Source organism: Streptomyces sp. NPDC016640 (genome assembly GCF_043076215.1).
Classification (GTDB): Bacteria; Actinomycetota; Actinomycetes; order Streptomycetales; family Streptomycetaceae; genus Streptomyces.
The window spans coordinates 166,088-189,995 of record NZ_JBIBRG010000006.1; the positions used below are offsets into that span (position 1 = coordinate 166,088).

The window sequence follows — 23,908 nt, forward strand, 5'->3', positions numbered from 1 at the left end:
CCCGGGCGTCGCTCAGGACACCTTGCGCAGCCCCCCGAAGGCCAGCTGCGCCACCGCTTCGGCCACCTCGCGCTCGTTCATCCCGCGCCCGCCGGGCCGGTACCACTCGACGATCGAGTTGATCATTCCGAAGACCAGCCGGGTCACCAGGCGCACCTCTATGTCCTCGCGCACGTCCCCGTCGGCCGCCGCGGCCTTCAGCAGCGCGGCCACCCGGTGGTCGAACTCGCGCCGCCGCTCCAGCGCCCACCGCTCGGTGTCGGTGTTGCCGCGCACCCGCAGCAGCAGCGTCACGTACGGCAGCTCCGCGATGAGCACCTCGACCATGCGCCGTACGACGTACTCCAGGCGCTCGGCGGCCCGCCCCACGCGCGCGGGCTCCTCGTCGAGGATCCCGAAGAGCCCGTCCAGCGCCCGGCTCACCGCGCGGCGCAGCAGTTCCTCCTTGCCGGCCACGTGGTGGTAGATCGACGACTTGGAGATGCCCGCGGCCTTGGAGAGGTGCTCCATGGAGGTGCCGTCGTAGCCGCGCTCGTTGAACACCTGGACGGCGACGGACAGCAGCGTCTCCGGGGTGTACGGATCGCGTTTGGCGATGGTCACGGGGTCCCCTCCCCCTTGTCCGAGGCGTAGGCGTGCCGGTAGAGCGCGAGGGAGGGCGCGTAACGGCCCGACGGCTCGCACTCGTGCAGGTTGTCCAGCACGGAGCAGACCCAGCCGCCGCCGAGCCGCCGGCTCCACTCCAGGGGCCCCAGCGGATAGTTCACACCCAGGCGCATCGCGGTGTCGATGTCGTCCTCGGTGGCCACGCCCTTGGCGACGGCCTCGAGCGCGAGGTCGATGATCCGGGCCACCGTCCGCGCGACGATCATCCCGGGGACGTCCCCGATGACGCTGACCTTCTTGCCGAGCGCCTGGAACAGCCCGGTGGCCTCGGCGACCGTCCCCGGGGAGGTGTTCCGGGCGTGGGACAGGGCCACGCGCGTGGCCGTGCGGTAGTCCAGGGCGAGGTCGAAGTAGACGACGTCGCGGAACTCCACGGACGTCTGGCCGTCGGCGAGCACCAGCTGGCCGCCGCCGGGCAGGATCAGCCGGGTGCCGTTGTCCTCGGCCTCCTCGCGCACCTCGATGCCCGCCTCGCGGATCAGGGCGAGCAGCTCCGAGGCCGGCCCCAGATCGCCCTCGGCGACCACGTACGCGGGCGGCTCGGCGGGCTCGGCGGTGTGCGGTTCGGGCCGCTCGGCGCCGCCGCTGTGGTCGTACCAGCCGCGACCGCTCTTGCGGCCGAGGCGGCCGGACTCGACCAGGCGGCGCTGGGCGAGCGAGGGGGTGAAGCGCACGTCCTGGAAGAAGGACTGCCACACCGAGTGGGTGACCGACTCGTTGACGTCCTGCCCGATGAGGTCGGTCAGCTCGAAGGCGCCCATCCGGAAGCCGCCGGACTCGCGCAGGATCGCGTCGATGGTGGCGGGGTCGGCGCCCTGCGCCTCGTACACCGCGAAGGCCTCGGCGTAGAAGGGGCGGGCGATGCGGTTGACGATGAAACCGGGGGTGTCGGCGCAGGCGACCGGCGTCCTGCCCCAGGCGCGTGCCGTCTCGTACGCGCGTGTGGCGTACGTGACGTCGGTGGCGAACCCCGAGACCACCTCGACCAGCGGCAGCAGCGGCGCGGGGTTGAAGAAGTGCAGGCCCACGAAGCGGCCGGGCAGGCGCAGGGCGCCGCCGATCGCGGTGACCGACAGGGAGGAGGTGTTGGTGGCGAGCAGGCAGTCGTCGGAGACGATGTCCTCCAGCGCGCGCATCAGCTCCTGCTTGACGTCGAGGCGCTCCAGGACGGCCTCGACGACCAGGGCGCAGTCGGCCAGGCCGGTGAGCGCGTCGACGGGCCGGAGGCGGGCGCGGGCCGCGTCCCGGTCGGCCGCGGTGAGCCGTTCCTTCTCCACCAGCCGGTCCAGCCGTGCGCCGATCGCGTCGGCCGCTTGACGGGCCCGGCCGGCAGCGGCGTCGTACAGCCGCACGGGGTGGCCCGCGACCAGCGCGACCTGGGCGATTCCCTGGCCCATGGTGCCGGTGCCGACCACGGCCACGGGACTGCTGAGGTCGAGTGCTGTCATGTGCGCGATCCTCCCGCACGGCGTTTTCCACAGATGCGGCGGACCCCCTTGTCCCGACCGATCGTTCGGTTACTCTAGCTCCGACCGCCCGATTCCGACCAGGTTTCCGCACAGGTCCACGAGCTCGAGGAAGAGTTCCCGAGACGAGGAGTTGGTTCAGCATGGCCGCCGAACTCACCGCGCACGAGCTGATCGCCCGGCACCGTCCCACTCTGGACCAGGCGCTGGAAGCGATCCGCACGCGCGCGTACTGGTCCCCGCACCCCGAGCACCCGAAGGCCTACGGGGAGGGTGGCAGCCTGGACATCGCGGCCGGCAAGGCCGCCTTCGACGCCCTGCTCGGCACCCGTCTCGACCTCGGCCAGCCCGGCACGGACGGCTGGGTCGACGGTGAGACCTCCCCGTACGGCGTCGAGCTGGGCGTGAGCTACCCGCACGCGGACCTGGACGAGCTGCTGCCCGCCATGAAGGCCGGGATGCGGGCCTGGCGGGACGCCGGCGCGGAGACCCGCGCGGTGGTCTGTCTGGAGATCCTGAAGCGGATCAGCGACCGGACGGCGGAGTTCGCCCAGGCGGTGATGCACACCTCCGGACAGGCCTTCATGATGGCGTTCCAGGCGGGCGGCCCGCACGCCCAGGACCGCGGCCTGGAGGCGGTGGCCTACGCGTACGCGGAGCAGGTCCGCATCCCCGGCACCGCCCGGTGGACCAAGCCGCAGGGCAAGCGCGACCCGCTCGCGCTCACCAAGCACTTCACGCCGGTACCGCGCGGCGTCGGCCTGGTCATCGGCTGCAACACCTTCCCGACGTGGAACGGCTACCCGGGCCTGTTCGCCTCCCTCGCCACCGGCAACGCGGTCCTGGTCAAGCCCCATCCCCGGGCGGTGCTGCCGCTCGCGCTCACGGTCCGGGTGGCGCGCCGGGTGCTCACCGAGGCCGGCTTCGACGCGAACCTGGTCGCGCTGGCCGCCGAGCACCCCGGCGAGGGCATCGCCAGGACCCTGGCCACCCGCCCGGAGATCCGGATCATCGACTACACCGGTTCGACGGAGTTCGGCGACTGGCTGGAGGCCAACGCCCGCCAGGCGCAGGTCTACACCGAGAAGGCCGGCGTCAACACGGTGATCGTGGAGTCGACCGGCGACTACCGGGGGATGCTGGACAACCTGGCGTTCTCGCTGTCGCTGTACAGCGGCCAGATGTGCACCACCCCGCAGAACCTGCTCATCCCGCGCGAGGGCGTCACCACCGACGAGGGTCCCAAGTCGTTCGACGAGGTCACCGCCGACCTGGGGGCGGCGGTCGGCAAGCTGCTCGGCGACGACGCGCGCGCGAACGCGCTGCTGGGCGCCATCGTCAACCCGGACGTCAAGGCCCGGCTGGAGGCCGCCGCCGGGCTGGGCGAGGTCGCCCTCGCCTCCCGCGAGATCACCCACCCCGAGTTCCCGGGCGCGGTGGTCCGCACACCGGTGATCGTGAAGCTCGACGGCTCCAAGCCGGACGCCGAGGCCGTCTGCATGAGCGAGTGCTTCGGCCCGGTCTCCTTCGCCGTCGCCGTCGACTCGGCCGGCCACGCGGCGGACCTGCTGCGGCGCACCGTCCGTGAGAAGGGCGCGATGACGGTCGGCGCGTACACGACCTCCCCGGAGGTCGAGGAGATGGTGCGCGAGGTCTGCCTGGAGGAGGCCGCCCAGCTCTCCCTGAACCTGACCGGAGGGGTGTACGTCAACCAGACGGCCGCCTTCTCCGACTTCCACGGTTCCGGCGGCAACCCGGCGGCCAACGCCGCTCTGTGCGACGGCGCCTTCGTGGCCAACCGCTTCCGGGTGGTCGAGGTGCGCCGGGAGGCGTAGGCGCGCGTTCAGACGGGTGCGTGCGCCGGGAGGCGTAGGCGCGCGTTCAGGCGGGTGCGCCCCCGGTGGCGCTCCAGTGGTACAGCGTCATGGCCACACTGGTCGCGAGGTTGTAGCTGGAGACCTGGGGGCGCATCGGCAGCGCCACCAGGTGGTCGGCCCGCGCGCGCAGTCCGGCCGACAGTCCGCTGCGCTCGGAGCCGAAGGCGAGCAGCGCGTCGTCCGGAAGTTCCAGCGAGCGGATGTCCTCGCCCTCGGGGTCGAGCGCGAAGACCGGGCCCGGCGGCAGTTCCCCGACGGCCAGCCGCTCCACGGCGGTGGCGAAGTGCAGCCCCGCCCCGCCGCGCACCACCGTGGGGTGCCAGGGGTCGAGCGTGCCGGTGGTGACGACCCCGGTCGCCCCGAAACCGGCGGCCAGCCGGATCACCGCCCCGGCGTTTCCGAGGTTGCGCGGGTGGTCCAGGACCACCACGGGGGCGGTGCGCGGGGTGTGCGCCAGCTTCCGCAGGTTGCCCGCCCGGGAGGGGCGTACGGCCAGGGCGGCCACCGCGGTGGGGTGCGGGCGCGGTACCAGCGCGGCGTACGTCCCGTGGGGCACCTCGGTCAGCAGCGCCGCCAGCGGGTCCCGTACGTCCCGGGCCAGCTCGTCGGCGAGCGCGAGCGCGGCGGCCCGGTCCGCGGTGAGCGCGACCCGCACCTCGGCCCCGAAGCGCACGGCGTGCTTGAGGGCGTGGAACCCGTCGAGCAGGACGGCGTCGCCGGCCAGACGGTGCCAGGCGGACACGACGTCGGCCGCGTTCTGCGGCCGGGCGGGCCCTTCGGATCCGCCGGGTGCCCCGGACCGGGCCGGCGCGTCGGGGGCGGTCGGTCGTGCGGGTCCGGTCGGCCCCTCGGGTCCGGCGGGTCGGTCGACGTCGGTCATGGCGTGCAGCCTACGTGTGCGAGCCGTGCCCTCCGCCGGGTGCGGGGACCGCCTCCACCGGGTCCTCGTCCACGCGGCGGCCGCCCGGACGACGTTGGTCCGGGACGAACGCACCACCGCCGCGCGGGCGCAGCCGTCCACCCGCGCGCGCCACCAGCCCGCCCAGACGGCGCAGGAAGGCCGTCGGCAGGAAGACCGCGTCGGCCGCGATCATCGCCAGCGAGAAGAAGGGCAGCCCGAGCACGACGGCGATCACCGCGTGTTCGAGGATCATGAACGCCAGCAGGGCGTTCTTCACCCGGCGGTTGAACAGCGTGAACGGGAAGGCGACCTGCACGGCGACCGTCGCGTAGGTCACCAGCATGACCATGGTGCCGCTGGCCGACAGCAGGTCCGCGAGGGCCGGCCAGGGGGAGAAGTACTCCAGGTGCAGCGGGTAGTAGACGGCGGTGCCGTCCTGCCAGCGGGTGCCCTGCACCTTGTACCAGCCGGCCGTGGCGTAGATCAGGCACGCCTCGGCCATGATCACGAGCAGCGCTCCGTTGTGCACGATGTTCGTGACCACGTCCAGCAGGATCCGCGGCTGCCGGGTCCCCGCGCGGCGCCCGACCAGCCACCACAGCGCCTGCGCGAGCCACACGGTCCACAGCAGCGCCGGTACGAACCAGTCACCGTCCATCCGTCCGGCGAGCGTCGCCAGGGCCAGCAGGAGCCCCAGCGCACCCCACAGCGCGGGCCCCACCCGGTCGTGCGGCCGCTCCCCGCGCGCGCGCGCCGCCGCCGCGCGCCGCTCCCGCCGCGCGTCGAGGGACCAGACCCGGCCGCAGCGCGTGAACACCAGGTAGACCGACATCAGGTGCAGGACGTTGTCGCCGCCGTCCCCCATGAAGACGCTGCGGTTCTGCAGCGTCAGCACGCCCACCATGAACAGCACCGACATCGTGCGGGTGCGCCAGCCCAGCAGCAGCAGCAGGCTCCACAGCACGGCGAGCGCGTACACGGCCTCGAACCAGCCCCGGCTGTCCGACCAGAGCAGCACGGTGAAGGCGTCGTTGGTCGCGACCAGCTGCTCGGCGAGGCCCCAGGACCAGGGCCCGTCGGGGCCGTACAGCTCGTGGCGGTGGGGGAACTCGCGCAGCAGGAACAGCAGCCAGGTCAGGCTGAAGCCGATCCGGATGACGGCCGTCTGGTACGGGCCGAGCGCGGTGTCGGTGACACGGGCTGTCGCGCGGGAGAGCTCCGGCCGCAGGCGGTTCACCCGACACCTCCCCGGGCCTCGTCCTCGGGCAGTGACCACCAGGACAGCGTGCGGTACACGGGCGTGGCGGAGGCCTGTTCCCCGCTCCATTCGGGCGGCGGCACGTCGGCGGTCCGCGAGCGGATCTGGACGCGCTCGACGACTCCGCCCGGACCGGCCGCGTCCGCCCGGTCGAGGCGCAGCGCGGCTATCCGGCGTATGTACGCCTCGGACAGCGACCCGCGCAGCCCCACCGGGCGGTTGTCGTCGTCGTGCGTCGCGACGAAGAAGTCCCAGGCGCGACGCAGTTCGTTCTGCTGGGTGTGGCTGGGCAGCGGGTTGCCGTCGATGGCCCGGCCGTCCTGCGCGGACAGGTCGTACCAGCCGGTGGTCCGCGCCGTGCCGTCCGCCCCGCGGACCCCGGCGCGCACCTGCACGGAGATGTTCTGCTGCAACGGGTTCGGCGCGAACAGCTTCCAGTTCTGCTCGAACTCCGGGTAGATCCAGTTCTCGATCGTCTCGCCGTGTTCCTTGCTGACCGTGTTCGCCGGCGCGACGTGCAGGAACGTCATGCCGAGGTGCGCACAGACGCCGGCCGCGACGACCGCGAGTGCCGTCACGGCGCCGATCCGGTAGCGCAGGGAGAGGGCGGCCAGCCCGGTGGCGGGCTCGGCGGGCGGGTCCACCGCGGGGGTGCCGGAGGCGGCGGGGGAGCGCGGCCCGGGCGGGCGGTCCGCCGCGGGGGCCGGATCGGGGTCGGGCCCGGGCGGGCGGGACACCGGTGGACCGGCCGGGGCGGCGGGACGGGGCAGGGCGGGACGAGGCTCCGGCCCGTCCCGCCCTGCGGGTCCGTGCCGGGCGTCCGAGCCCTTGTCGTACGCGTTCATTCCGCCCCGATCCCCGATACCGCTGTCGCTGCCCGTGCCCCGCCGCCGGGACGACCGGCCCGCCCCGCACGACCGCTCCGCCGCACGGAACGGTACTCAGCACCTGCCGACGGTACTCAGCACCTGCCGCCCGGGCACAGTCCCGTCCGGACCTTCCGTTCCGTGGCCGTCACCACATCCGCGGTCCCGGACACCGTCCTCCACAGGTGCCCCCGCAGGTTATCCACAGCGGTTGACACCTCGCGGCGCCCGTCTCACCATGGAATCGCACGAACCGAACGATCGGTCGGGAGCCTGCTCCGGAAGAGCGTTGCCGGGAGCGTGCTCCGGGAAGCATCCAGGTCGAGGGGGACCCCATGGCGACAGCAGCCGCCCGCGATACGGCCGGCAGCCACGTGTACGACGAACCGGCCGGCATCGGCGGCACCGCGGACCTCGAGCGCGCCTTCGAGGCGGCCGTCGCCGCCGACGAGCGGATCGAGCCGCGCGACTGGATGCCGGACGCCTACCGGGCCGGCCTCGTCCGGCAGATCGCCCAGCACGCGCACTCCGAGATCATCGGCATGCAGCCCGAGGCCAACTGGATCACACGCGCTCCCTCGCTGCGCCGCAAGGCGATCCTGATGGCCAAGGTGCAGGACGAGGCGGGCCACGGCCTGTACCTCTACAGCGCCGCCGAGACCCTCGGCGTCAACCGCGACGAGCTGCTCGACAAGCTGCACTCCGGCCGCCAGAAGTACTCCTCCATCTTCAACTACCCGACGCTGACCTGGGCGGACGTCGGCGCGATCGGCTGGCTCGTGGACGGCGCCGCGATCACCAACCAGGTCCCCCTGTGCCGCTGCTCCTACGGCCCGTACGCGCGCGCCATGGTCCGCATCTGCAAGGAGGAGTCCTTCCACCAGCGCCAGGGATACGAGCTGCTGCTGGCCCTCAGCCGCGGCACCCCGGAGCAGCACGCGATGGCACAGGACGCCGTGGACCGCTGGTGGTGGCCGTCGCTGATGATGTTCGGCCCGCCCGACGACGAGTCCCAGCACTCCGCCCAGTCGATGGCCTGGAAGATCAAGCGGCACTCCAACGACGAACTGCGTCAGCGCTTCGTCGACATCTGCGTCCCCCAGGCCGAGTCCCTCGGCCTCACCCTCCCCGATCCCGACCTGAAGTGGAACGAGGAGCGCGGCCACCACGACTTCGGTCGGATCGACTGGACGGAGTTCTGGGACGTCCTCAAGGGCAACGGCCCGTGCAACGAACAGCGGCTGACCCGGCGCAGGCGGGCCCACGAGGAGGGCGCCTGGGTCAGGGAGGCGGCGGCGGCCCACGCGGCCAAGCACACCAACGGCGAGACAGGAGCGGCGCGAGCATGACCCACACCGACTGGCCCCTGTGGGAGGTCTTCGTGCGCTCGCGCCGCGGACTGTCCCACACCCACGCCGGCAGCCTGCACGCGCCGGACGCGGAACTCGCCCTGCGCAACGCCCGCGACCTGTACACCCGGCGCGGCGAGGGCGTCTCGATCTGGGTCGTGCCCTCGTCCTCGATCACCGCCTCCTCCCCCGACGAGAAGGACCCGTTCTTCGAACCGGCCGCGGACAAGCCCTACCGGCACCCGACCTTCTACGAGATCCCCGAGGGGGTGCGGCACCTGTGACGACGACACCCGCCGAGGACACCGCCCACACGGCAGCCGCCCTCGCCCTGGGGGACGACGCGCTGGTGCTCTCCCACCGCCTGGGCGAGTGGGCGGGCCACGCCCCCGTACTGGAGGAGGAGGTCGCCCTCGCCAACATCGCGCTGGACCTGCTGGGCCAGGCCCGGGTGCTGCTGTCGATGGCCGGCGACGAGGACGAGCTGGCCTATCTGCGCGAGGAGCGCGCCTTCCGCAACCTGCAGCTGGTGGAGCAGCCGAACGGCGACTTCGCCCACACCATCGTCCGGCAGCTGTACTTCTCCGCCCACCAGCACCTCCTCTACACCGGACTCGCCTCGGCCGGCGGTCCGTTCGCCCCGTTGGCCGGAAAGGCCGTCAAGGAGACCGCCTACCACCTTGACCACGCCGAGCAGTGGACACTGCGACTCGGCGACGGCACGGACGAGAGCCACACGCGGACGCAGCGGGCCGTGGACGCGCTGTGGCGCTACACCGGCGAGATGTTCCAGCCGGTCGACGGCCTCGACGTCGACCGCGCGGCGCTGGAGGCGGCCTGGCTGGAGCGCGTCACCGACGTGCTGGGCCGGGCCACGCTGACCGTGCCCGAGGGCCCGCGCACGGGGGCGTGGGCGGCCGGCGCGGGCCGCCAGGGCCTGCACACCGAGCCCTTCGGCCGCATGCTCGCCGAGATGCAGCACCTGCACCGCAGCCACCCGGGGGCGACGTGGTGACCACCACCCCGCTGGAGGCGGAGCTCCTGGAACTCGCCGGTTCGGTGCCCGACCCCGAGCTGCCCGTGCTGACCCTGCGCGAGCTGGGTGTGGTGCGCGCGGTGCACGTGCGCGGGGCCGCCGCCGTCGAGGTGGAGCTGACCCCGACGTACACCGGCTGCCCGGCCGTCGAGGCGATGAGCCTGGACATAGAGCGGGTGCTGCGCGAACACGGAGTGCGCGAGGTCACCGTGCGCACCGTGCTCGCGCCCGCCTGGTCGACGGACGACATCACGGACGAAGGACGCCGCAAACTGCGCGAGTTCGGCATCGCCCCGCCACGCGTACGGGCGGCCTCCGGGCCGGTCCGGGTGGAGCTGGGGCCGATACGCGCCCGCCGGGCCCCGCAGGAGGACGACCTGGCCCCCGTGCGCTGCCCGCACTGCGGGTCCGCCGAGACCGAACTGCTCAGCCGTTTCTCGTCCACCGCGTGCAAGGCGCTGCGCCGCTGCCTGGCCTGCCGCGAACCGTTCGACCACTTCAAGGAGTTGTGATGGCCCGCTTCCACCGGCTCCGGGTGGCCGCGGTCGACCGCCTCACCGACGACTCCGTCGCCCTCACCCTCGCCGTCCCCCCGGACCTGCGCGAGGAGTACCGGTACGCGCCCGGCCAGCACCTGGCCCTGCGGCGCACCGCCGACGGCAGGGAGATACGGCGCACCTACTCCATCTGCTCCCCCGCCCCCGGCGACGAGGCTCCCAGCGCCCTCCGGGTCGGCGTGCGGCTCGTCGAGGGCGGCGCCTTCTCCACGTACGCGCTCAAGGAGATCGGTCTCGGCGACGAACTGGAGGTGATGACCCCGGCCGGCCGTTTCACGCTCCCTCCCGCGCCCGGCCGGTACGCGGCGATCGTCGGCGGCAGCGGCATCACCCCGGTGCTGTCGATCGTCTCGACCCTCCTCGCCCGCGAACCCCGGGCCCGGTTCTGCCTGATCCGCAGCGACCGGACGACCGCCTCGACGATGTTCCTGGAGGAGGTCGCCGACCTGAAGGACCGCTACCCGGAGCGGTTCCAGCTGGTGACGGTGCTCTCCCGGGAGGAGCAGCAGGCGGGGCTGCCGTCCGGGCGGCTGGACCGGGAGCGGCTGACCGGGCTGCTGCCGGCCCTGCTGCCCGTGGAACAGGTGGACGGCTGGTTCCTGTGCGGGCCGTACGGGCTGGTCGAGGGAGCCGAGGCGGCGCTGCGCGGTCTGGGCGTCGGCCGCGCCCGGATCCATCAGGAGATCTTCCACGTGGACGCCGGCGCGGCGCCCGTCTCCACGGCACCCGCGCCCGCGCACAGCATGGTCACCGCCCTGCTCGACGGACGCGGCGGCAGCTGGCCCGTCCAGGACGGCGAGTCCCTGCTGGACACGGTGTTGCGCAACCGGCCCGACGCGCCCTACGCCTGCAAGGGCGGGGTGTGCGGAACCTGCCGCGCCTTCCTCGTCTCGGGTGAGGTGCGGATGGACCGCAACTTCGCGCTGGAGACGGAGGAGACCCGGGCGGGCTATGTGCTGGCCTGCCAGTCGCATCCGGTGACGGAGCGGGTGGAGCTGGACTTCGACCGGTAGGGGCGGCCCCGGCCGGACCCGCCCGGACCGCTACAGGACGTAACCCGGCTGCCCGTCGTCGGTGACGACGGGGCGGCCGGCGTACTCCCACACCTGCATGCCGCCGTCCACGTTCACCGCGTCGATGCCCTGCTGGGCCAGATACATGGTGACCTGGGCGGACCGTCCGCCGGAACGGCAGATCACATGCACCCGGCCGTCCTGCGGGGCGGCCTCGGTCAGCTCGCCGTAGCGGGCCACGAAGTCACTGAGGGGAATGTGCAGCGCCCCTTCGGCGTGACCGGCCCTCCACTCGTCGTCCTCGCGGACGTCCAGCAGGAAGTCGCCGTCCTTGAGGTCCGTGACCTGGACCGTGGGCACACCAGCTCCAAAACTCATGTCTCCGACGCTACCCGACGGGACGGGCGCCGGTTCAGGCCAGCAGCGCGGCCAGCTCCGCCTCGCGTTCGGTGACCTGGGCCTGCAGCCGGCCGGCGATCTCCTCGAGCAGCCCGTCGGGGTCGTCCGGTGCGAGGCGGAGCATCGAGCCGATGGCGCCCTCCTCGAGCTCCCTGGCGACCAGGGTGAGCATTTCCTTGCGCCGGGAGAGCCATTCGAGACGGGCGTAGAGCTCCTCGCCGGCGCTCGGGGCGCGCTTCAGCTCCGGCCCCGCCGCCCACTCCTCGGCGAGTTCCCGCAGCTCGGCCTCGTTGCCACGGGCGTAGGCGGCGTTGACGCGGGTGATGAACTCCTCGCGGCGGACGCGTTCCGCGTCCTCCTGCGCCAGATCCGGGTGGGCCTTGCGGGCGAGGTCCCGGTAGAGCTTGCGGGCCTCCTCGCTGGGCCGCACCCGCTGCGGGGGCCGGACCGGCCGGTCCGTGAGCATGGCGGCGGCCTCCGGGAAGAGGCCGTCCCCGTCCATCCAGCCGTTCAGCAGCTCCTCGACGCCGGGGATCGGCATCAGCCGGGCGCGCGCCTCGTCGGCCCGGCGCAGATCCTCCGGATCCTCGCTGCGGGCGGCCCTGGCCTCCAGGATCCGGGCGTCCAGCTCCTCGAGCCGGGCGTACATCGGACCGAGCTTCTGTTCGTGCAGCCGGGAGAAGTTCTCGACCTCGACGCGGAAGGTCTCCACGGCGATCTCGAACTCGATCAGCGCCTGCTCGGCCGCACGTACGGCCTGCTCCAGCCGTTCCTCGGGCCGCGCCGCACCACCACCGCCGGGCGTCTGTCCCGCACCGGCGCCGCCACCCTGCTCACCTTCCGAGGTCGTCACCCGGACAGCGTAGGCCACCCGCCCCGGGCCGCACGGCCGCGCACCGGAGGCACGCCCCGGGTCGAGCCGGCGAGACCGGGCCGGGTGCTCGCTCAGGCCTCCGTCTCCGCCGCGATCCGTCCCGACCGCACCGCTGTCACCAGGTCCGCGTGGTCGGCCTCCGTGCGGTCGGCGTAGGCGACGGCGAACGCCGCCACCGCCCCGTCCAGTTCGTCGTTCTTGCCGCAGTAACCGGCGATCAGCCGGGGGTCGGCACTGTGGGAGTGGGCGCGGGCCAGCAGGGCGCCGGTCATCCGGGCGTAGTCGTCGATCTGGTCGGCGGCCAGTGCCGCCGGATCGACGCTGCCCTTGCGGTTGCGGAACTGGCGCACCTGGTAGGGGCGGCCGTCCACCGTGGTCCAGCCCAGCAGGCTGTCGCTCACCACCTGCATCCGCTTCTGCCCGTGGACCACTCGTCTGCCCTCGTGTCCGGCCTCGGGAGCCTCGAAGCCGGCCGTCAGCAGATGCGGCACCAGCGCCGAGGGGCGCGCCTCCTTCACCTGGAGGACCAGGGGCTCGCCCCGGTGGTCCAGGAGCAGCACGACATACGAGCGGGTGCCCACGCTGCCGGTGCCGACGACGCGGAACGCCACGTCGTGCACCGCGTGCCGGGCCAGCAGCGGAAGGCGGTCGGGCGGGAGCGTGCCGAGGTACTGCTCCAGCGAGGCGGCCACCGCGGCGGCCTCGTCGTCCGGTATGCGGCGCAGGACCGGCGGCGCGTCGACGAAACGGCGCCCGCCGTCCTCGTCCGCCTCGGTCGATCTGGCCGCGAAACGGCCGCTGGTGTTGGAGCGGGCCTTCTCGGACACCCGCTCCAGGGTGCCCAGCAGATCGTGGGCGTCGGTGTGGGAGACCAGTTCCTCGTCCGCGATGGCGTTCCACGCGTCCAGCACCGGCAGCTTGGACAGCAGCCGCATCGTGCGGCGGTAGGCGCCCGCCGTGCCGTGGGCCGCCGCACGGCAGGTGTCCTCGTCGGCGCCGGCCTCCCGCCCGGCGAGCACCAGGGAGGTGGCGAGCCGCTTGAGGTCCCACTCCCAGGGGCCGCGCACCGTCTCGTCGAAGTCGTTGAGATCGATGACCAGCCCGCCGCGCGCGTCGCCGTACAGACCGAAGTTGGCCGCGTGGGCGTCACCGCAGATCTGCGCGCCGATCCGCGTCATGGGCGTGCGCGCCAGGTCGTACGCCATGAGGCCCGCTGATCCGCGCAGGAAGGCGAACGGCGTCGCCGCCATCCTGCCCACCCGGAGCGGGGCCAGTTCGGGCAGCCGACCGCGGCTGGACTCCTCGACGGCGCTCATGGCATCGGGGCGGGCGGCGTCCAGGTCGAGGGTGGCGTGTGCGCTGCGCGGAACCCGCCCGCGCAGGGCCTTGCCCTCCTCCTTGGGGCTGCCCGCGGCAGGCCACTCGGCGAACCCGGGCACCCGTGGCAGCCGCCGCGTCCGGCTCCCGGTGTCTGCTCCGGCCTCTTTCCTCGCGCCGGTACCACCGGCCCCGTCTGTCCCGAGCGTCCCGCCCACTTCGGTCACGGCGACCGCCTCCCCCGTCCACCTGCGTGCCGTACACGCGCCGACATCAGTCGTGCCGACCGTACAGCCGGTGGCCGAAACGCGTCAGACCCTGTGGACGACTCCCGCCCTGTGGAAACCCGGGTCGCAGACCGGAGAGGCCGTGGCTCAGAAAGCCGTGGAGCAAGAGGCCGGGCCGCGGAGAGACAGGCCGCGGACGACCGATCCGCGGACGACCGATCCACGGACGACCGATCCGTCCGAACGGCGCCTACCCCGCCTCCGCGACCTCCCCCGTCACCGGCAGCAGCTGTCCCTCGGCGAGCAGCCGCCCGGCGCGGTCCTGCGAGATGTCCAGCCGGGCCAGCACCGCGGGAACGGCGACGCCCGGCAGCATGTGGTGGAACAGCACGGCGGCCCGGTGTTCCAGGTCCTGTCTCTGGCAGCGCAGCTGCGACAGCAGCTGCACGCCGGAGAAGCTCGCGACCAGCAGTTCCGCCGTCTCCGTGACGTCGACGTGCGGCAGCAGCTCGCCCCCCGCCTTCGCCTCGGACAGCGTCCGGGTGGTCTGGTCGATCCACATGCCGAACGCCGGCGTGCGGTCCAGCCCCAACGCGCCCTGGTCCAGGGCCAGTCCCACGCTGGCTCGTACCAGCGGATCGGTCCGCAGCCGCAGGGCCAGCACCAGGCCGGAGTCGACGAGTTCCTGCAGCTTGCTGGACTGGGGCGGCAGGGAGATCGCCAGCTGCTCCTCGAACACGCCGAGCGCCAGCTCCTCCTTGGAGCCGAAGTGGAAGTACAGCGCGCCCTTGGTGACCCCGGCCCGCTCCAGAATCTCCCCGATGGTCGCCGAGGTGTAGCCGCGTTCGTCGAAGACGGCCGCGGCCGCCTCCAGGATCGTTCGCCGGGTGCGGATCGCGCGCTCCTGTCGCGCCATCGGGTGCCTCCTGATCTGGGTGAATCGCGTGGGTTTCGTGGGTCGCGCCATGCAGGCACCGTGAAGCCGCCGTGAAGGCGCCGTGTGGTCCTCGCACCGCGCGGGGCGCGTGGGCTCGTCTCCGGCGATGTGGATCACCCTTGGAAAAAAACCGTCTCGTCCGTATCTTAGTGCGGGCCGACCGGAGCAAGATTGCCGATCCCCGGGGGTTCCTCATGCCGCAGCCGGAGTCCTTGAGCGCACCCACGGAGGATCAGACCGGACATCGGGGCTCACCCGCAAACACCGCCGGTAAGCCCGTCACCCGCACCCGCACCCGTACCCGCGTCACGACGGAACTCGCCCACCGCCCCCGCACGGAGGACGTCTTCCCCCTCGAGTGGGTCCGGCTCTCCGACGTCCGTTTCCGTGTCACCGCCCGCTGGCCCGCCGATCACACCTTCTTCGGCGCCGTCGACGAACGCCACCAGGATCCGATGATCGTCGGTGAAACGTTGCGTCAGACCTCGATGGCCCTCGCCCACGCGGAGTTCGGTGTTCCCGCCGACACCCACTTCGTCATGCGGGACCTGGAGATCTCCGCCGACCCGGACCGCCTCCTGCTGGCGGAGGCGGCCGAGCCGGTCACGGTCGACGTCGTCTGTTCCGAGGTCCGCCGCCGGGGCCGCGGCCTGAACGGCATGCGGACGACGATGGAGTTCCACCGCGCGGGACGGCTCGTCGCCCGGGGTACCGGCAGTACGGGCTGCACCACACCGGCCGCCTACCGCCGCCTGCGAGGGCGGCAGCTGACCGCCCGGGGCGCCCGCATGCCGCTGCCGGCACCCATCCCGCCCGAACTGGTGGGCCGGGACCGCGCGGAGGACGTCGTCCTCGCCCCCGCCGACCGGCCCGGCACCTGGCTGCTGCGCGCGCACACCGGCCACCCGGTGCTCTTCCCCCGGCCCAACGACCACGTCCCCGGCATGGTCCTGTTCGAGGCGGCCCGCCAGGCGGCGACCGCCGCGTCGGGCCGGCGGCCCTTCCTGCCCTCCGACCTGTCCTCCTCCTTCAGCCGCTACGCCGAACTCGACCGGCCCTGCTGGATCGACACCGAGGTGCTCGACAAGGACGACGACGAGGTGTCGGTACGGGTGACCGGGCGCCAGGACGACGAGCCCGTCTTCGCCGCCACCCTCACCTGCCCGCCCGCCGTCCCGGTACGGTCCCTGCCGTGACCGTCGGCCTCCTGGTCACCGGTGCGACGGGCTTCATCGGCAGCCGGGTCGCGGCAGCAGTCCGCGGGCGCACCGGTGTCCGCGTCCGGTCGCTGTCCCGTCGTACGCCGCCCGGCCGGCCGGACGCCGCGACGGTACCCGGTGACCTCGCCGACCCCCGCACCCTGCGCGGCGCCTGCGCCGGCGTCGACGTCCTCGTCCACTGCGCCTCCGGCGTGGGCGGCGACCCGCGGACCGTCGCGGCGGTCAACGACCGCGGCACCGAGGCCCTGGTGGAGGAGGCCGTACGCGGCGGAGTGCGCCGGATCGTGTACGTGAGCACCGCCGCCGTCCACGGACGGGGCCCCTTCCACGGCGTACGGCCCGGCGAGGCCCCGATCGCGCCCGCTTCGGCCACCAGCCGCACCCGCGCGGCGGCCGAACGCCATGTCCTCGACGCGGGCGGCCTGGTGCTGCGGCCCCACCTGGTCCACGGGGAGGGGGACCGCTGGGTGATCCCCGGACTGGTGGGACTGCTGCGGGAGTTGTCCGCGACGGTGACCGGGTGCGCGGCCCTCCACTCGGTGATCGACGTGGAGACCCTGGGCCGGGCGGTCGCCGCGGCGGCACTGTCCCCGCACCTCGGGTCCGGTGCCCACTACGTCGGCCACCCGGACCCCGTTCCCGCCTCGGAGCTGCTCGCGGCCGTGTGCGAGCACGTGGAGCGGCCGGGCGAAGGCGCGGTGGTGGATGTGGCCACCGCCCGCGACCGGGCCGCGGGGTCCCCGCGCGCGCTGCACCACCTCGGCATGCTCACCGTGGACCACTGGTTCGCGGACGACGGCTTCTGGAAGGACCTGGACTGCTCACCGGGTGAGGGCTTCGCCCGTACCTTCGCGCGCTCGGCACCCTGGTACCGGTCGCACCTGACCGCCCGCTGACCCGGGCGACCGCGAAAACCGACCGGTCGGTTCACGCGACACAACGGCCGGCGGAACAGGTCGGCCACCCTCCCCGGCGCACCACCGCCCGGGCCGGCTCACGGCGCGGGAACGCCGTCCACGGGCCCTTCCGCACCCCCTCCCCGGTCCCGCCCACGGCCCCTCTCCGCACGCCGCCGCACGGACCCCTTCGCCCGCTCCGGCAGCCCCTGCGACCACCGCCGCGGGTGAACGTCACGTCATCCCGCGACGAAAAGGATCATGAGATGTTCCTCACACGCCCTTCACGGTCCCGCCCGTTCGGGGCATGCGAAACGGGCGGCATCCGATGGATGCCGCCCGTTCGACGGTGTGCGCGAGGGGGGAGTTGAACCCCCACGCCCTTGCGGGCACTGGAACCTGAATCCAGCGCGTCTGCCTATTCCGCCACCCGCGCATTGGGTGTGTCCTCGGGCCCTGCCCCTGGGGGGTCTTGCGCCTTCCGACACCCAGAACATTAGCACGCTGATCGGGGTGGATTCACATCCCTTTCCCCGCCCCGGCCGGCCCCGCCCCGACCCGCCCGGAACGGCCCCGATCACCCCGGACGGCCTCCCGCGGCCCCGTGCGGCGGCGGCGACCGTTTCACGTATCAACCTCGTACCGGTAGTCCCCGTCTCCCCAGGAGCCGGACGGAGTCCACAGCGGGGTGCGGGACACTGGTCTGCGGCCCCCTCTACGATCCATGGCAGAACGACGCGCACGAGCACGGCCGAAGGAGTTCGAAGGGGAGTCCCGCAGGGAACTTCGTCAGGCGTCGACACCCGTCGACACCCGTCGACCGGGCGGACAGGGGGAACCAGCCGATCGACCGGCGCGTGGATACGATCAGTAAGCAGTACCAGGTAAGCGGTGCACGAAACGGTGCACGGGGCAGTACACAGGACGGCAGCGACGGAGGAGGTGCCCCATGGGAGTCCTGAAGAAGTTCGAGCAGCGTCTCGAAGGTCTGGTCAACGGCACCTTCGCCAAGGTGTTCAAGTCCGAGGTGCAGCCCGTGGAGATCGCGGGAGCGCTCCAGCGGGAATGCGACAACAACGCGACCATCTGGAACCGCGACCGCACGGTCGTACCCAATGACTTCATCGTCGAACTGAGCACCCCGGACTTCGAGCGGCTCAGCCCGTACTCCGGCCAGCTCGGCGACGAGCTCGCCGGCATGGTGCGCGAGTACGCCAAGCAGCAGCGCTACACCTTCATGGGCCCCATCAAGGTGCACCTGGAGAAGGCGGACGACCTCGACACCGGCCTGTACCGGGTGCGCAGCCGTACGCTCGCCTCCTCCACCAGCCAGGCCGATCCCGGAGCAGGCAGCCCCGGCGGCGCCCCGCCGGCCGGCCGGCCCGGTGGTTACGGCTACCCGCCGGCCGCCCCCGCGGGCGCCCCGCCCATGCCCGCCGCGCCGCCACCCGGTCAACGCCCCGGCGGTTACGGCTACCCGCAGCCGGCGGGCGGCCAGCGGCCCCCCGCCGCACCCGCACCCGGTGGGCGCACCCGCTACTGGATCGAGATCAACGGCACCCGCCACCAGATCTCCCGCGCCACCCTGGTGATGGGCCGCAGCACCGAAGCCGACGTACGGATCGACGACCCCGGCGTCTCCCGCCGGCACTGCGAGATCCGGACCGGAACGCCCTCGACGATCCAGGATCTCGGATCCACCAACGGCATCGTGGTGGACGGACAGCACACCACCCGCGCTACGCTCCGCGACGGCTCGCGGATCGTCGTGGGCAGCACCACCGTTATCTATAGGCAAGCCGAAGGGTGAAGCGGGGGCAATGTCAGAGCTGACCCTCACGGTCATGCGGCTGGGGTTCCTGGCCGTACTGTGGCTGTTCGTGATCGTGGCCGTGCAGGTCATCCGGAGTGATCTGTTCGGGACCCGCGTCACCCAGCGCGGATCCCGGCGGGAATCCGGCCGGCCACAACAGGCCGCCCGCCAGGCACCACCGCAGCAGCGCCAGCAGTCCGGCGGCGGACGCCGCGGCCGCAACACCCCGACCAAGCTGGTCGTGACCGAAGGCACCCTCACCGGCACGACCGTCGCGCTTCAGGGCCAGACCATCACTCTGGGCCGGGCGCACGACAGCACGATCGTGCTGGACGACGACTACGCCTCCAGCCGCCATGCCAGGATCTACCCGGACCGCGACGGCCAGTGGATCGTCGAGGACCTGGGCTCCACCAACGGCACCTACCTGGACCGGACCCGGCTGACGACTCCCACGCCGATTTCGCTGGGCGCACCGATCCGCATCGGCAAGACCGTCATCGAGCTGCGGAAGTAGTGCTACACCAATGAATGAGCGCGAGCGGAGCGAGCACGCGATGGGGGTCCCCACCCAGGATCCCGGCGCGCTCCCGACCGGAGGGTGGGCAGTGTGGCTCGACACGACCGGCTGTACCCGGAGCCGACAGGCGAGGTGCGCATGAGTCTGTCCCTGCGCTTCGCCGCCGGATCGCACAAGGGGATGATCCGGGAGGGCAACGAGGACTCCGGTTACGCCGGTCCGCGCCTGCTCGCCATCGCCGACGGCATGGGCGGTGCCGCCGCCGGCGAGGTCGCCTCCTCCGAGGCGATCTCCACCATCGTCGCCCTCGACGACGACGTCCCCGGCTCCGACCTGCTCACCTCGCTCGGCAGCGCCGTCCAGCGGGCCAACGACCAGCTCCGCATGATGGTCGAGGAAGACCCCCAGCTCGAAGGCATGGGCACCACGCTGACCGCCCTGCTGTGGACCGGTCAGCGACTCGGCATGGTGCACGTCGGCGACTCCCGCGCCTACCTCCTGCGCGACGGCGCCCTCACCCAGATCACCCAGGACCACACCTGGGTGCAGCGCCTGGTCGACGAGGGCCGGATCACCGAGGAAGAGGCCACCACCCACCCGCAGCGGTCCCTGCTCATGCGGGCCCTCGGCAGCGGCGAACACGTCGAACCCGACCTGTCCATCCGCGAGGTACGGGCCGGCGACCGGTACCTGATCTGCTCCGACGGCCTGTCCGGCGTCGTCTCCCACCAGACCCTCGAGGACACCCTGGCCAGCTACCAGGGTCCCGAGGAGACGGTGCAGAACCTGATCGAACTCGCCCTGCGCGGCGGCGGCCCCGACAACATCACCGTGATCGTCGCCGACGTCCTGGACCTCGACACCGGTGACACCCTCGCCGGGCAGCTGTCCGACACCCCGGTCGTGGTGGGCGCCGTCGCCGAGAACCAGAACCAGCTCCACGACAACGGCATCATGCAGACCCCGGCCGGACGCGCCTCCGGCCTGGGCCGCCGGCGCCAGGGGGGCGGCGGGGGCGAGTTCGGCCCGCCCGGCAGCGGCGACATCACCGGCTTCATCCCCACCGACGGCTTCGGCTACGCCGACGACGACTTCGTCAAGCCCGGCAAGGACCGCCGGTGGCTCAAGAGGTCCGTGTACAGCCTGCTCGCCCTCGCCGTCATCGGCGGCGGCGTGTACGGCGGCTGGCGCTGGACCCAGACGCAGTACTACGTCGGCACCAAGGACGGCCACGTCGCGCTGTACCGGGGCATCAGCCAGGACCTGGCCTGGGTCTCGCTGTCGAAGGTCGAGAAGGACCACCCCGAGATCGAACTCAAGTACCTGCCCCCCTACCAGCGCAAGCTGGTCGAGGCGACGATCGCCGAAGGCGATCTCTACGGCGCCCGGGCGAAGATCGACGAACTGTCGGTGCAGGCCTCCGCGTGCAAGAAGCAGGCCGACCGGCGCGCCGCCCAGAATGAGCGGAACGCGGCCACCGGCGAGGGCGAGGCCGGGGGCACCACGGGAACCACGCCCGCCTCCTTCGCGTCCAAGGCCTCGCCGTCGCCGAACCCGTCGGGCTCGCCGAAGGCCCCGGAGCAGTCCACGTCCCCGTCCACGACCGCACCCACTCCCAGCCCCGGCCCCAGCCTCTCGGAGGAGGAGCAGAAGGTCGTCTCGCTGTGCGGTAAGCAGTAGGCAAGCCGTGAGAGGCCCTGTCACACGATGAGCAGTACTACCAACCCGTCGCCGCAGCACACGTCCACGATCGGCGCGATCGGCGCACCCAGCCGCCGCAACACCGAGCTCGCGCTCCTGGTGTTCGCCGTCGTCATCCCGGTCTTCGCCTACGCCAACGTGGGGCTGGCCATCGACGGCTCCGTGCCGTCGGGCCTGCTCGCATACGGGCTGGGGCTCGGTCTGCTGGCGGGGGTGGGCCACCTGGTGATGCGGAAGTTCGCCGCCTACGCCGACCCCCTGCTGCTGCCCCTGGCGACCCTGCTGAACGGGCTGGGACTGGTGGTGATCTGGCGGCTGGACCAGTCGCAGCGGCTGCAGCAGCTCGCCGAGCGCCAGTACGGGGAGTTCAGCCCGTCGGCCCCGAACCAGCTCCTGTACTCCGCCGTGGGCGTGGCGCTGTTCGTCGCGGTGCTCGTCTTCCTCAAGGACCACCGCATCCTCCAGCGCTACACCTACATCTCGATGATGGGGGCGCTGGTCCTCCTGCTCCTGCCGCTGGTGCCGGGAGTCGGTGCCGACGTGTTCGGCGCCAAGATCTGGATCAGCGTCGCGGGCTTCTCCATCCAGCCCGGCGAGTTCGCCAAGATCGTCATCGCTATCTTCTTCTCCGGCTACCTGATGGTGAAGCGGGACGCGCTGGCCCTGGCCAGCCGCCGGTTCATGGGGCTCTACCTGCCCCGTGGCCGGGACCTCGGCCCCATCATCACCATCTGGGCCGTCAGCCTGCTCATCCTGATCTTCGAGAACGACCTCGGCACCTCGCTGCTGTTCTTCGGCATGTTCGTGGTCATGCTGTACGTCGCCACGGAACGCACCAGCTGGATCGTGATCGGTCTGCTGATGTCCGCCGCGGGCGCCGTCGGTGTGGCCTCGTTCGCCAGCCACGTCCAGGCCCGTGTCGATGCCTGGCTGGACCCGTTCGGCTGCTACGAGACGTCCGGTGCCTGCGAGCAGATCGGGCAGTCGATCATGTCGTTCGGGTCCGGTGGCGTCATGGGCACCGGCCTCGGCCAGGGCAACTCCGACCTCATCGGCTTCGCCGCGAACTCCGACTTCGTCTTCGCCACCTTCGGCGAGGAACTCGGTCTGGCCGGCGTCATGGCCATCCTGCTGATCTACGGATTGATCATCGAGCGCGGTGTCCGGACCGCACTGGCCGCCCGGGACCCGTTCGGCAAACTGTTCGCGATCGGCCTGTCCGGCGCCTTCGCCCTCCAGATCTTCGTGGTCGCCGGCGGTGTGATGGGCCTCATCCCGCTGACCGGCATGACGATGCCCTTCCTCGCGGCCGGCGGTTCCTCCGTGATCGCCAACTGGGCTCTGGTCGGCATCCTGCTGCGCATCAGCGACACCGCCCGCCGCCCGGCGCCCACGCCCGCTGCCAACCCCGACGCCGAGATGACCCAGGTGGTCCGCCCGTGAACAAGCCCCTGCGCCGGATCGCGATCTTCTGTGGCCTGCTCATCCTCACCCTGCTCATCCGGGACAACTGGCTGCAGTACGTCAAAGCGGACGCGCTCCAGGACAACCCGAAGAACCGCCGTGTCTCCATAGAGCGCTACGCCCAGCCGCGCGGCAACATCATCGTCGACGGGAAGCCGATCACCGGTTCCACCGAGACGTCGGGCAGCGACTACAAGTTCAAGCGCACCTACAAGGACGGCGCCATGTGGGCGCCGGTCACCGGCTTCGTCTCACAGGCCTTCGGCGCCAACCAGCTGGAGTCCATCGAGGACGGCATCCTCACCGGCAACGACGACCGCCTCTTCTTCCGCAACACGCTCGACATGCTCACGGGCAAGAAGAAGGAGGGCGGCAACGTCGTCACCACCCTCGACGGCGCCGCTCAGAAGGCCGCTTACGAGGGTCTGAAGAAGCAGGGGGGCAAGGGCTCCGTCGTCGCGATCGAGCCGTCCACCGGCAAGATCCTCGCACTCGCCTCCTTCCCGTCGTACGACCCGTCCACGATCGCCGGCAACAGCCTCGACACGGACACCAAGGCGTGGGAGAAGCTGCAGAAGAAGAACAACCCGGACGACCCGATGCTGAACCGGGCGTTGCGCGAGGTCTACCCGCCCGGTTCCACCTTCAAGGTGCTCACCGCGGCGGCCGCGCTGGAGAACGGGCTCTACGAGGACGCGGACCAGAAGACCGACTCGCCGCTGCCGTGGACGATGCCCGGAACCACCACCGAACTGCCGAACGAGGGCGACATCCCCTGCGAGAACGCCACCCTGCGCGAGGCGCTGCGGGTGTCCTGCAACACGGTCTTCGGCAAGATCGGATCCGATCTCGGCAACGACAAGATGCTGGAGATGGCCAAGAAGTTCGGCTTCGCCGAGGAGCAGTTCGTCCCGGTCCGCTCCAGCGCCTCGGTCTTCTCCGAGGACATGGCGCCCTCGGAGGTCGCCCTGTCCTCCATCGGCCAGTTCAACACCGCAGCCACCCCGCTGCAGATGGCCATGGTCTCCGCGGCCGTCGCCAACAACGGCACGCTGATGAAGCCGTACATGGTCGACGAGCTCCAGGCCCCGAGCCTCGACACCATCGAGAAGACGGACCCGGAGGAGATGAGCCGGCCGCTGTCCGCGGAGAACGCTCAGATTCTGCAGTCGATGATGGAGACGGTCGTCCAGGACGGCACCGGCAGGAACGCCCAGATCCCCGGCGTCACCGTCGGCGGCAAGACCGGTACCGCCCAGCACGGTGTGGACAACAGCAAGAACCCCTACGCATGGTTCATCTCCTACGCCAAGAACAGCGACGGCAGCTCACCGGTGGCCGTGGCCGTCGTGGTCGAGGACGAGAACGCCGTGCGCGACGACATCTCCGGCGGTGGCCTCGCGGCACCGATCGCCAAGAGCGTCATGGAGGCGGTTGTCAAGGGCAAGCAGTGACTCCGCTCACGTCTGCTGCACATCGGTGCACGTTGCGGTACCGGTCCTGCATCGGCCGGCGCACTTGGCCAGGTCACACAAAGCGAGCCGGGTACGG

22 protein-coding genes and 1 tRNA gene are annotated in these 23,908 nt (G+C 72.1%); 13 read left to right on the top strand and 10 right to left on the bottom strand.

The annotated features are described in order from the left end of the window. Window positions 1-12: 12 nt before the first annotated feature. Window positions 13-603 carry a TetR/AcrR family transcriptional regulator gene (locus ACF07S_RS14705; protein ID WP_391962676.1) on the bottom strand — a complete coding sequence of 197 codons (591 nt, stop codon included), beginning with the start codon at window positions 601-603 and terminating at the stop codon, window positions 13-15. Next, the gene (locus ACF07S_RS14710) at window positions 600-2,114 is read right to left on the bottom strand and encodes a 3-hydroxyacyl-CoA dehydrogenase (protein WP_391962675.1); all 1,515 of its coding nucleotides are present in this window, start codon (window positions 2,112-2,114) and stop codon (window positions 600-602) included. Before ACF07S_RS14710 ends, ACF07S_RS14705 begins: the two co-directional genes overlap by 4 nt. A gap of 161 nt (window positions 2,115-2,275) precedes the next feature. Between ACF07S_RS14710 and paaN the strand changes: the two genes are divergently transcribed. Further along, on the top strand, window positions 2,276-3,967 hold the full coding sequence (paaN, locus tag ACF07S_RS14715) for a phenylacetic acid degradation protein PaaN (RefSeq protein WP_391974312.1): 1,692 nt from the start codon (window positions 2,276-2,278) through the stop codon (window positions 3,965-3,967). Window positions 3,968-4,013: 46 nt separating this feature from the next. On the opposite strand, the gene ACF07S_RS14720 is transcribed toward paaN, so the two are convergent. From ACF07S_RS14720 to ACF07S_RS14730, 3 genes are read right to left on the bottom strand one after another with little or no spacing between them, the layout of a single operon-like run. Beyond that, window positions 4,014-4,889, bottom strand: coding sequence for a TrmH family RNA methyltransferase (locus tag ACF07S_RS14720; protein ID WP_391974313.1), 876 nt, complete (start codon window positions 4,887-4,889; stop codon window positions 4,014-4,016). A gap of 10 nt (window positions 4,890-4,899) precedes the next feature. Further along, window positions 4,900-6,147 (bottom strand): HTTM domain-containing protein, encoded by a 1,248-nt coding sequence (locus ACF07S_RS14725; RefSeq protein ID WP_391962672.1) that lies wholly within the window; start codon window positions 6,145-6,147, stop codon window positions 4,900-4,902. Next, window positions 6,144-7,013 carry a DUF5819 family protein gene (locus tag ACF07S_RS14730; protein WP_391962671.1) on the bottom strand — a complete coding sequence of 290 codons (870 nt, stop codon included), beginning with the start codon at window positions 7,011-7,013 and terminating at the stop codon, window positions 6,144-6,146. Before ACF07S_RS14730 ends, ACF07S_RS14725 begins: the two co-directional genes overlap by 4 nt. A gap of 356 nt (window positions 7,014-7,369) precedes the next feature. On the opposite strand from ACF07S_RS14730, the gene paaA reads away from it, so the two are divergent. The 5 genes from paaA to ACF07S_RS14755 are packed head-to-tail and all read left to right on the top strand — an operon-like array spanning window position 7,370 to window position 10,989. Beyond that, window positions 7,370-8,383 carry a 1,2-phenylacetyl-CoA epoxidase subunit PaaA gene (gene paaA / locus ACF07S_RS14735; RefSeq protein WP_391962670.1) on the top strand — a complete coding sequence of 338 codons (1,014 nt, stop codon included), beginning with the start codon at window positions 7,370-7,372 and terminating at the stop codon, window positions 8,381-8,383. Then, window positions 8,380-8,667: a 1,2-phenylacetyl-CoA epoxidase subunit PaaB gene (gene paaB, locus ACF07S_RS14740; protein WP_391962669.1), complete on the top strand. Its 288-nt coding sequence runs from the start codon at window positions 8,380-8,382 to the stop codon at window positions 8,665-8,667. Before paaA ends, paaB begins: the two co-directional genes overlap by 4 nt. Further along, on the top strand, window positions 8,664-9,398 hold the full coding sequence (paaC, locus tag ACF07S_RS14745) for a 1,2-phenylacetyl-CoA epoxidase subunit PaaC (protein ID WP_391962668.1): 735 nt from the start codon (window positions 8,664-8,666) through the stop codon (window positions 9,396-9,398). Before paaB ends, paaC begins: the two co-directional genes overlap by 4 nt. Further along, window positions 9,392-9,931: a 1,2-phenylacetyl-CoA epoxidase subunit PaaD gene (paaD, locus tag ACF07S_RS14750; protein WP_391962667.1), complete on the top strand. Its 540-nt coding sequence runs from the start codon at window positions 9,392-9,394 to the stop codon at window positions 9,929-9,931. Before paaC ends, paaD begins: the two co-directional genes overlap by 7 nt. Continuing rightward, window positions 9,931-10,989, top strand: coding sequence for a 2Fe-2S iron-sulfur cluster-binding protein (locus tag ACF07S_RS14755; protein WP_391974314.1), 1,059 nt, complete (start codon window positions 9,931-9,933; stop codon window positions 10,987-10,989). The genes paaD and ACF07S_RS14755 overlap by 1 nt, the downstream gene beginning before the upstream one ends. Before the next feature lie 30 nt (window positions 10,990-11,019). Here ACF07S_RS14755 and ACF07S_RS14760 read toward each other — a convergent pair whose 3' ends face one another. From ACF07S_RS14760 to ACF07S_RS14775, 4 genes are all read right to left on the bottom strand, one after another. Next, a complete protein-coding gene (locus tag ACF07S_RS14760; RefSeq protein WP_391974393.1) occupies window positions 11,020-11,349 on the bottom strand; it encodes a rhodanese-like domain-containing protein in 330 nt (109 codons plus the stop codon). Window positions 11,350-11,401: 52 nt separating this feature from the next. Then, on the bottom strand, window positions 11,402-12,241 hold the full coding sequence (locus ACF07S_RS14765) for a J domain-containing protein (protein WP_391974315.1): 840 nt from the start codon (window positions 12,239-12,241) through the stop codon (window positions 11,402-11,404). 92 nt (window positions 12,242-12,333) lie between these two features. Then, a complete protein-coding gene (locus ACF07S_RS14770) occupies window positions 12,334-13,806 on the bottom strand; it encodes a DUF2252 domain-containing protein (RefSeq protein ID WP_391974316.1) in 1,473 nt (490 codons plus the stop codon). 250 nt (window positions 13,807-14,056) lie between these two features. Continuing rightward, window positions 14,057-14,722, bottom strand: a complete 666-nt coding sequence (locus tag ACF07S_RS14775) for a ScbR family autoregulator-binding transcription factor (protein WP_391974317.1) — start codon at window positions 14,720-14,722, stop codon at window positions 14,057-14,059. A gap of 233 nt (window positions 14,723-14,955) precedes the next feature. Here ACF07S_RS14775 and ACF07S_RS14780 point away from each other — a divergent pair, with 233 nt between their 5' ends. Together ACF07S_RS14780 and ACF07S_RS14785 are read left to right on the top strand one after the other, a co-directional pair. After that, window positions 14,956-15,939 (top strand): ScbA/BarX family gamma-butyrolactone biosynthesis protein, encoded by a 984-nt coding sequence (locus ACF07S_RS14780; protein WP_391962662.1) that lies wholly within the window; start codon window positions 14,956-14,958, stop codon window positions 15,937-15,939. Next, window positions 15,936-16,859: an NAD-dependent epimerase/dehydratase family protein gene (locus tag ACF07S_RS14785; RefSeq protein ID WP_391974318.1), complete on the top strand. Its 924-nt coding sequence runs from the start codon at window positions 15,936-15,938 to the stop codon at window positions 16,857-16,859. Before ACF07S_RS14780 ends, ACF07S_RS14785 begins: the two co-directional genes overlap by 4 nt. A 352-nt stretch (window positions 16,860-17,211) precedes the next feature. Here the strand turns inward: ACF07S_RS14785 and ACF07S_RS14790 are convergent. Further along, window positions 17,212-17,295: transfer RNA gene (locus tag ACF07S_RS14790), tRNA-Leu, on the bottom strand. 513 nt (window positions 17,296-17,808) lie between these two features. Between ACF07S_RS14790 and ACF07S_RS14795 the strand changes: the two genes are divergently transcribed. From ACF07S_RS14795 to ACF07S_RS14815, 5 genes are all read left to right on the top strand, one after another. Then, window positions 17,809-18,669 carry an FhaA domain-containing protein gene (locus tag ACF07S_RS14795; RefSeq protein ID WP_391962660.1) on the top strand — a complete coding sequence of 287 codons (861 nt, stop codon included), beginning with the start codon at window positions 17,809-17,811 and terminating at the stop codon, window positions 18,667-18,669. 10 nt (window positions 18,670-18,679) lie between these two features. Next, complete coding sequence (locus tag ACF07S_RS14800; protein WP_391962659.1) at window positions 18,680-19,189, top strand: FHA domain-containing protein; 510 nt, start codon at window positions 18,680-18,682, stop codon at window positions 19,187-19,189. Window positions 19,190-19,330: 141 nt separating this feature from the next. Beyond that, on the top strand, window positions 19,331-20,872 hold the full coding sequence (locus tag ACF07S_RS14805; RefSeq protein WP_391963043.1) for a Stp1/IreP family PP2C-type Ser/Thr phosphatase: 1,542 nt from the start codon (window positions 19,331-19,333) through the stop codon (window positions 20,870-20,872). Window positions 20,873-20,899: 27 nt separating this feature from the next. Further along, complete coding sequence (locus ACF07S_RS14810) at window positions 20,900-22,336, top strand: FtsW/RodA/SpoVE family cell cycle protein (protein ID WP_391962658.1); 1,437 nt, start codon at window positions 20,900-20,902, stop codon at window positions 22,334-22,336. After that, window positions 22,333-23,811: a peptidoglycan D,D-transpeptidase FtsI family protein gene (locus tag ACF07S_RS14815; RefSeq protein ID WP_391962657.1), complete on the top strand. Its 1,479-nt coding sequence runs from the start codon at window positions 22,333-22,335 to the stop codon at window positions 23,809-23,811. Before ACF07S_RS14810 ends, ACF07S_RS14815 begins: the two co-directional genes overlap by 4 nt. Window positions 23,812-23,908: the final 97 nt, after the last annotated feature.

Coding starts and splice junctions, on each gene's coding strand:
- ACF07S_RS14710 (WP_391962675.1), bottom strand. CDS start 2,114: ATGACAGCACTCGACCTCAGCAGTCCCGTGGCCGTGGTCGGCACCGGC.
- ACF07S_RS14800 (WP_391962659.1), top strand. CDS start 18,680: ATGTCAGAGCTGACCCTCACGGTCATGCGGCTGGGGTTCCTGGCCGTA.
- ACF07S_RS14720 (WP_391974313.1), bottom strand. CDS start 4,889: ATGACCGACGTCGACCGACCCGCCGGACCCGAGGGGCCGACCGGACCC.
- ACF07S_RS14755 (WP_391974314.1), top strand. CDS start 9,931: ATGGCCCGCTTCCACCGGCTCCGGGTGGCCGCGGTCGACCGCCTCACC.
- ACF07S_RS14805 (WP_391963043.1), top strand. CDS start 19,331: ATGAGTCTGTCCCTGCGCTTCGCCGCCGGATCGCACAAGGGGATGATC.
- ACF07S_RS14795 (WP_391962660.1), top strand. CDS start 17,809: ATGGGAGTCCTGAAGAAGTTCGAGCAGCGTCTCGAAGGTCTGGTCAAC.
- paaN (WP_391974312.1), top strand. CDS start 2,276: ATGGCCGCCGAACTCACCGCGCACGAGCTGATCGCCCGGCACCGTCCC.
- ACF07S_RS14810 (WP_391962658.1), top strand. CDS start 20,900: ATGAGCAGTACTACCAACCCGTCGCCGCAGCACACGTCCACGATCGGC.
- ACF07S_RS14730 (WP_391962671.1), bottom strand. CDS start 7,013: ATGAACGCGTACGACAAGGGCTCGGACGCCCGGCACGGACCCGCAGGG.
- paaA (WP_391962670.1), top strand. CDS start 7,370: ATGGCGACAGCAGCCGCCCGCGATACGGCCGGCAGCCACGTGTACGAC.
- paaB (WP_391962669.1), top strand. CDS start 8,380: ATGACCCACACCGACTGGCCCCTGTGGGAGGTCTTCGTGCGCTCGCGC.
- ACF07S_RS14775 (WP_391974317.1), bottom strand. CDS start 14,722: ATGGCGCGACAGGAGCGCGCGATCCGCACCCGGCGAACGATCCTGGAG.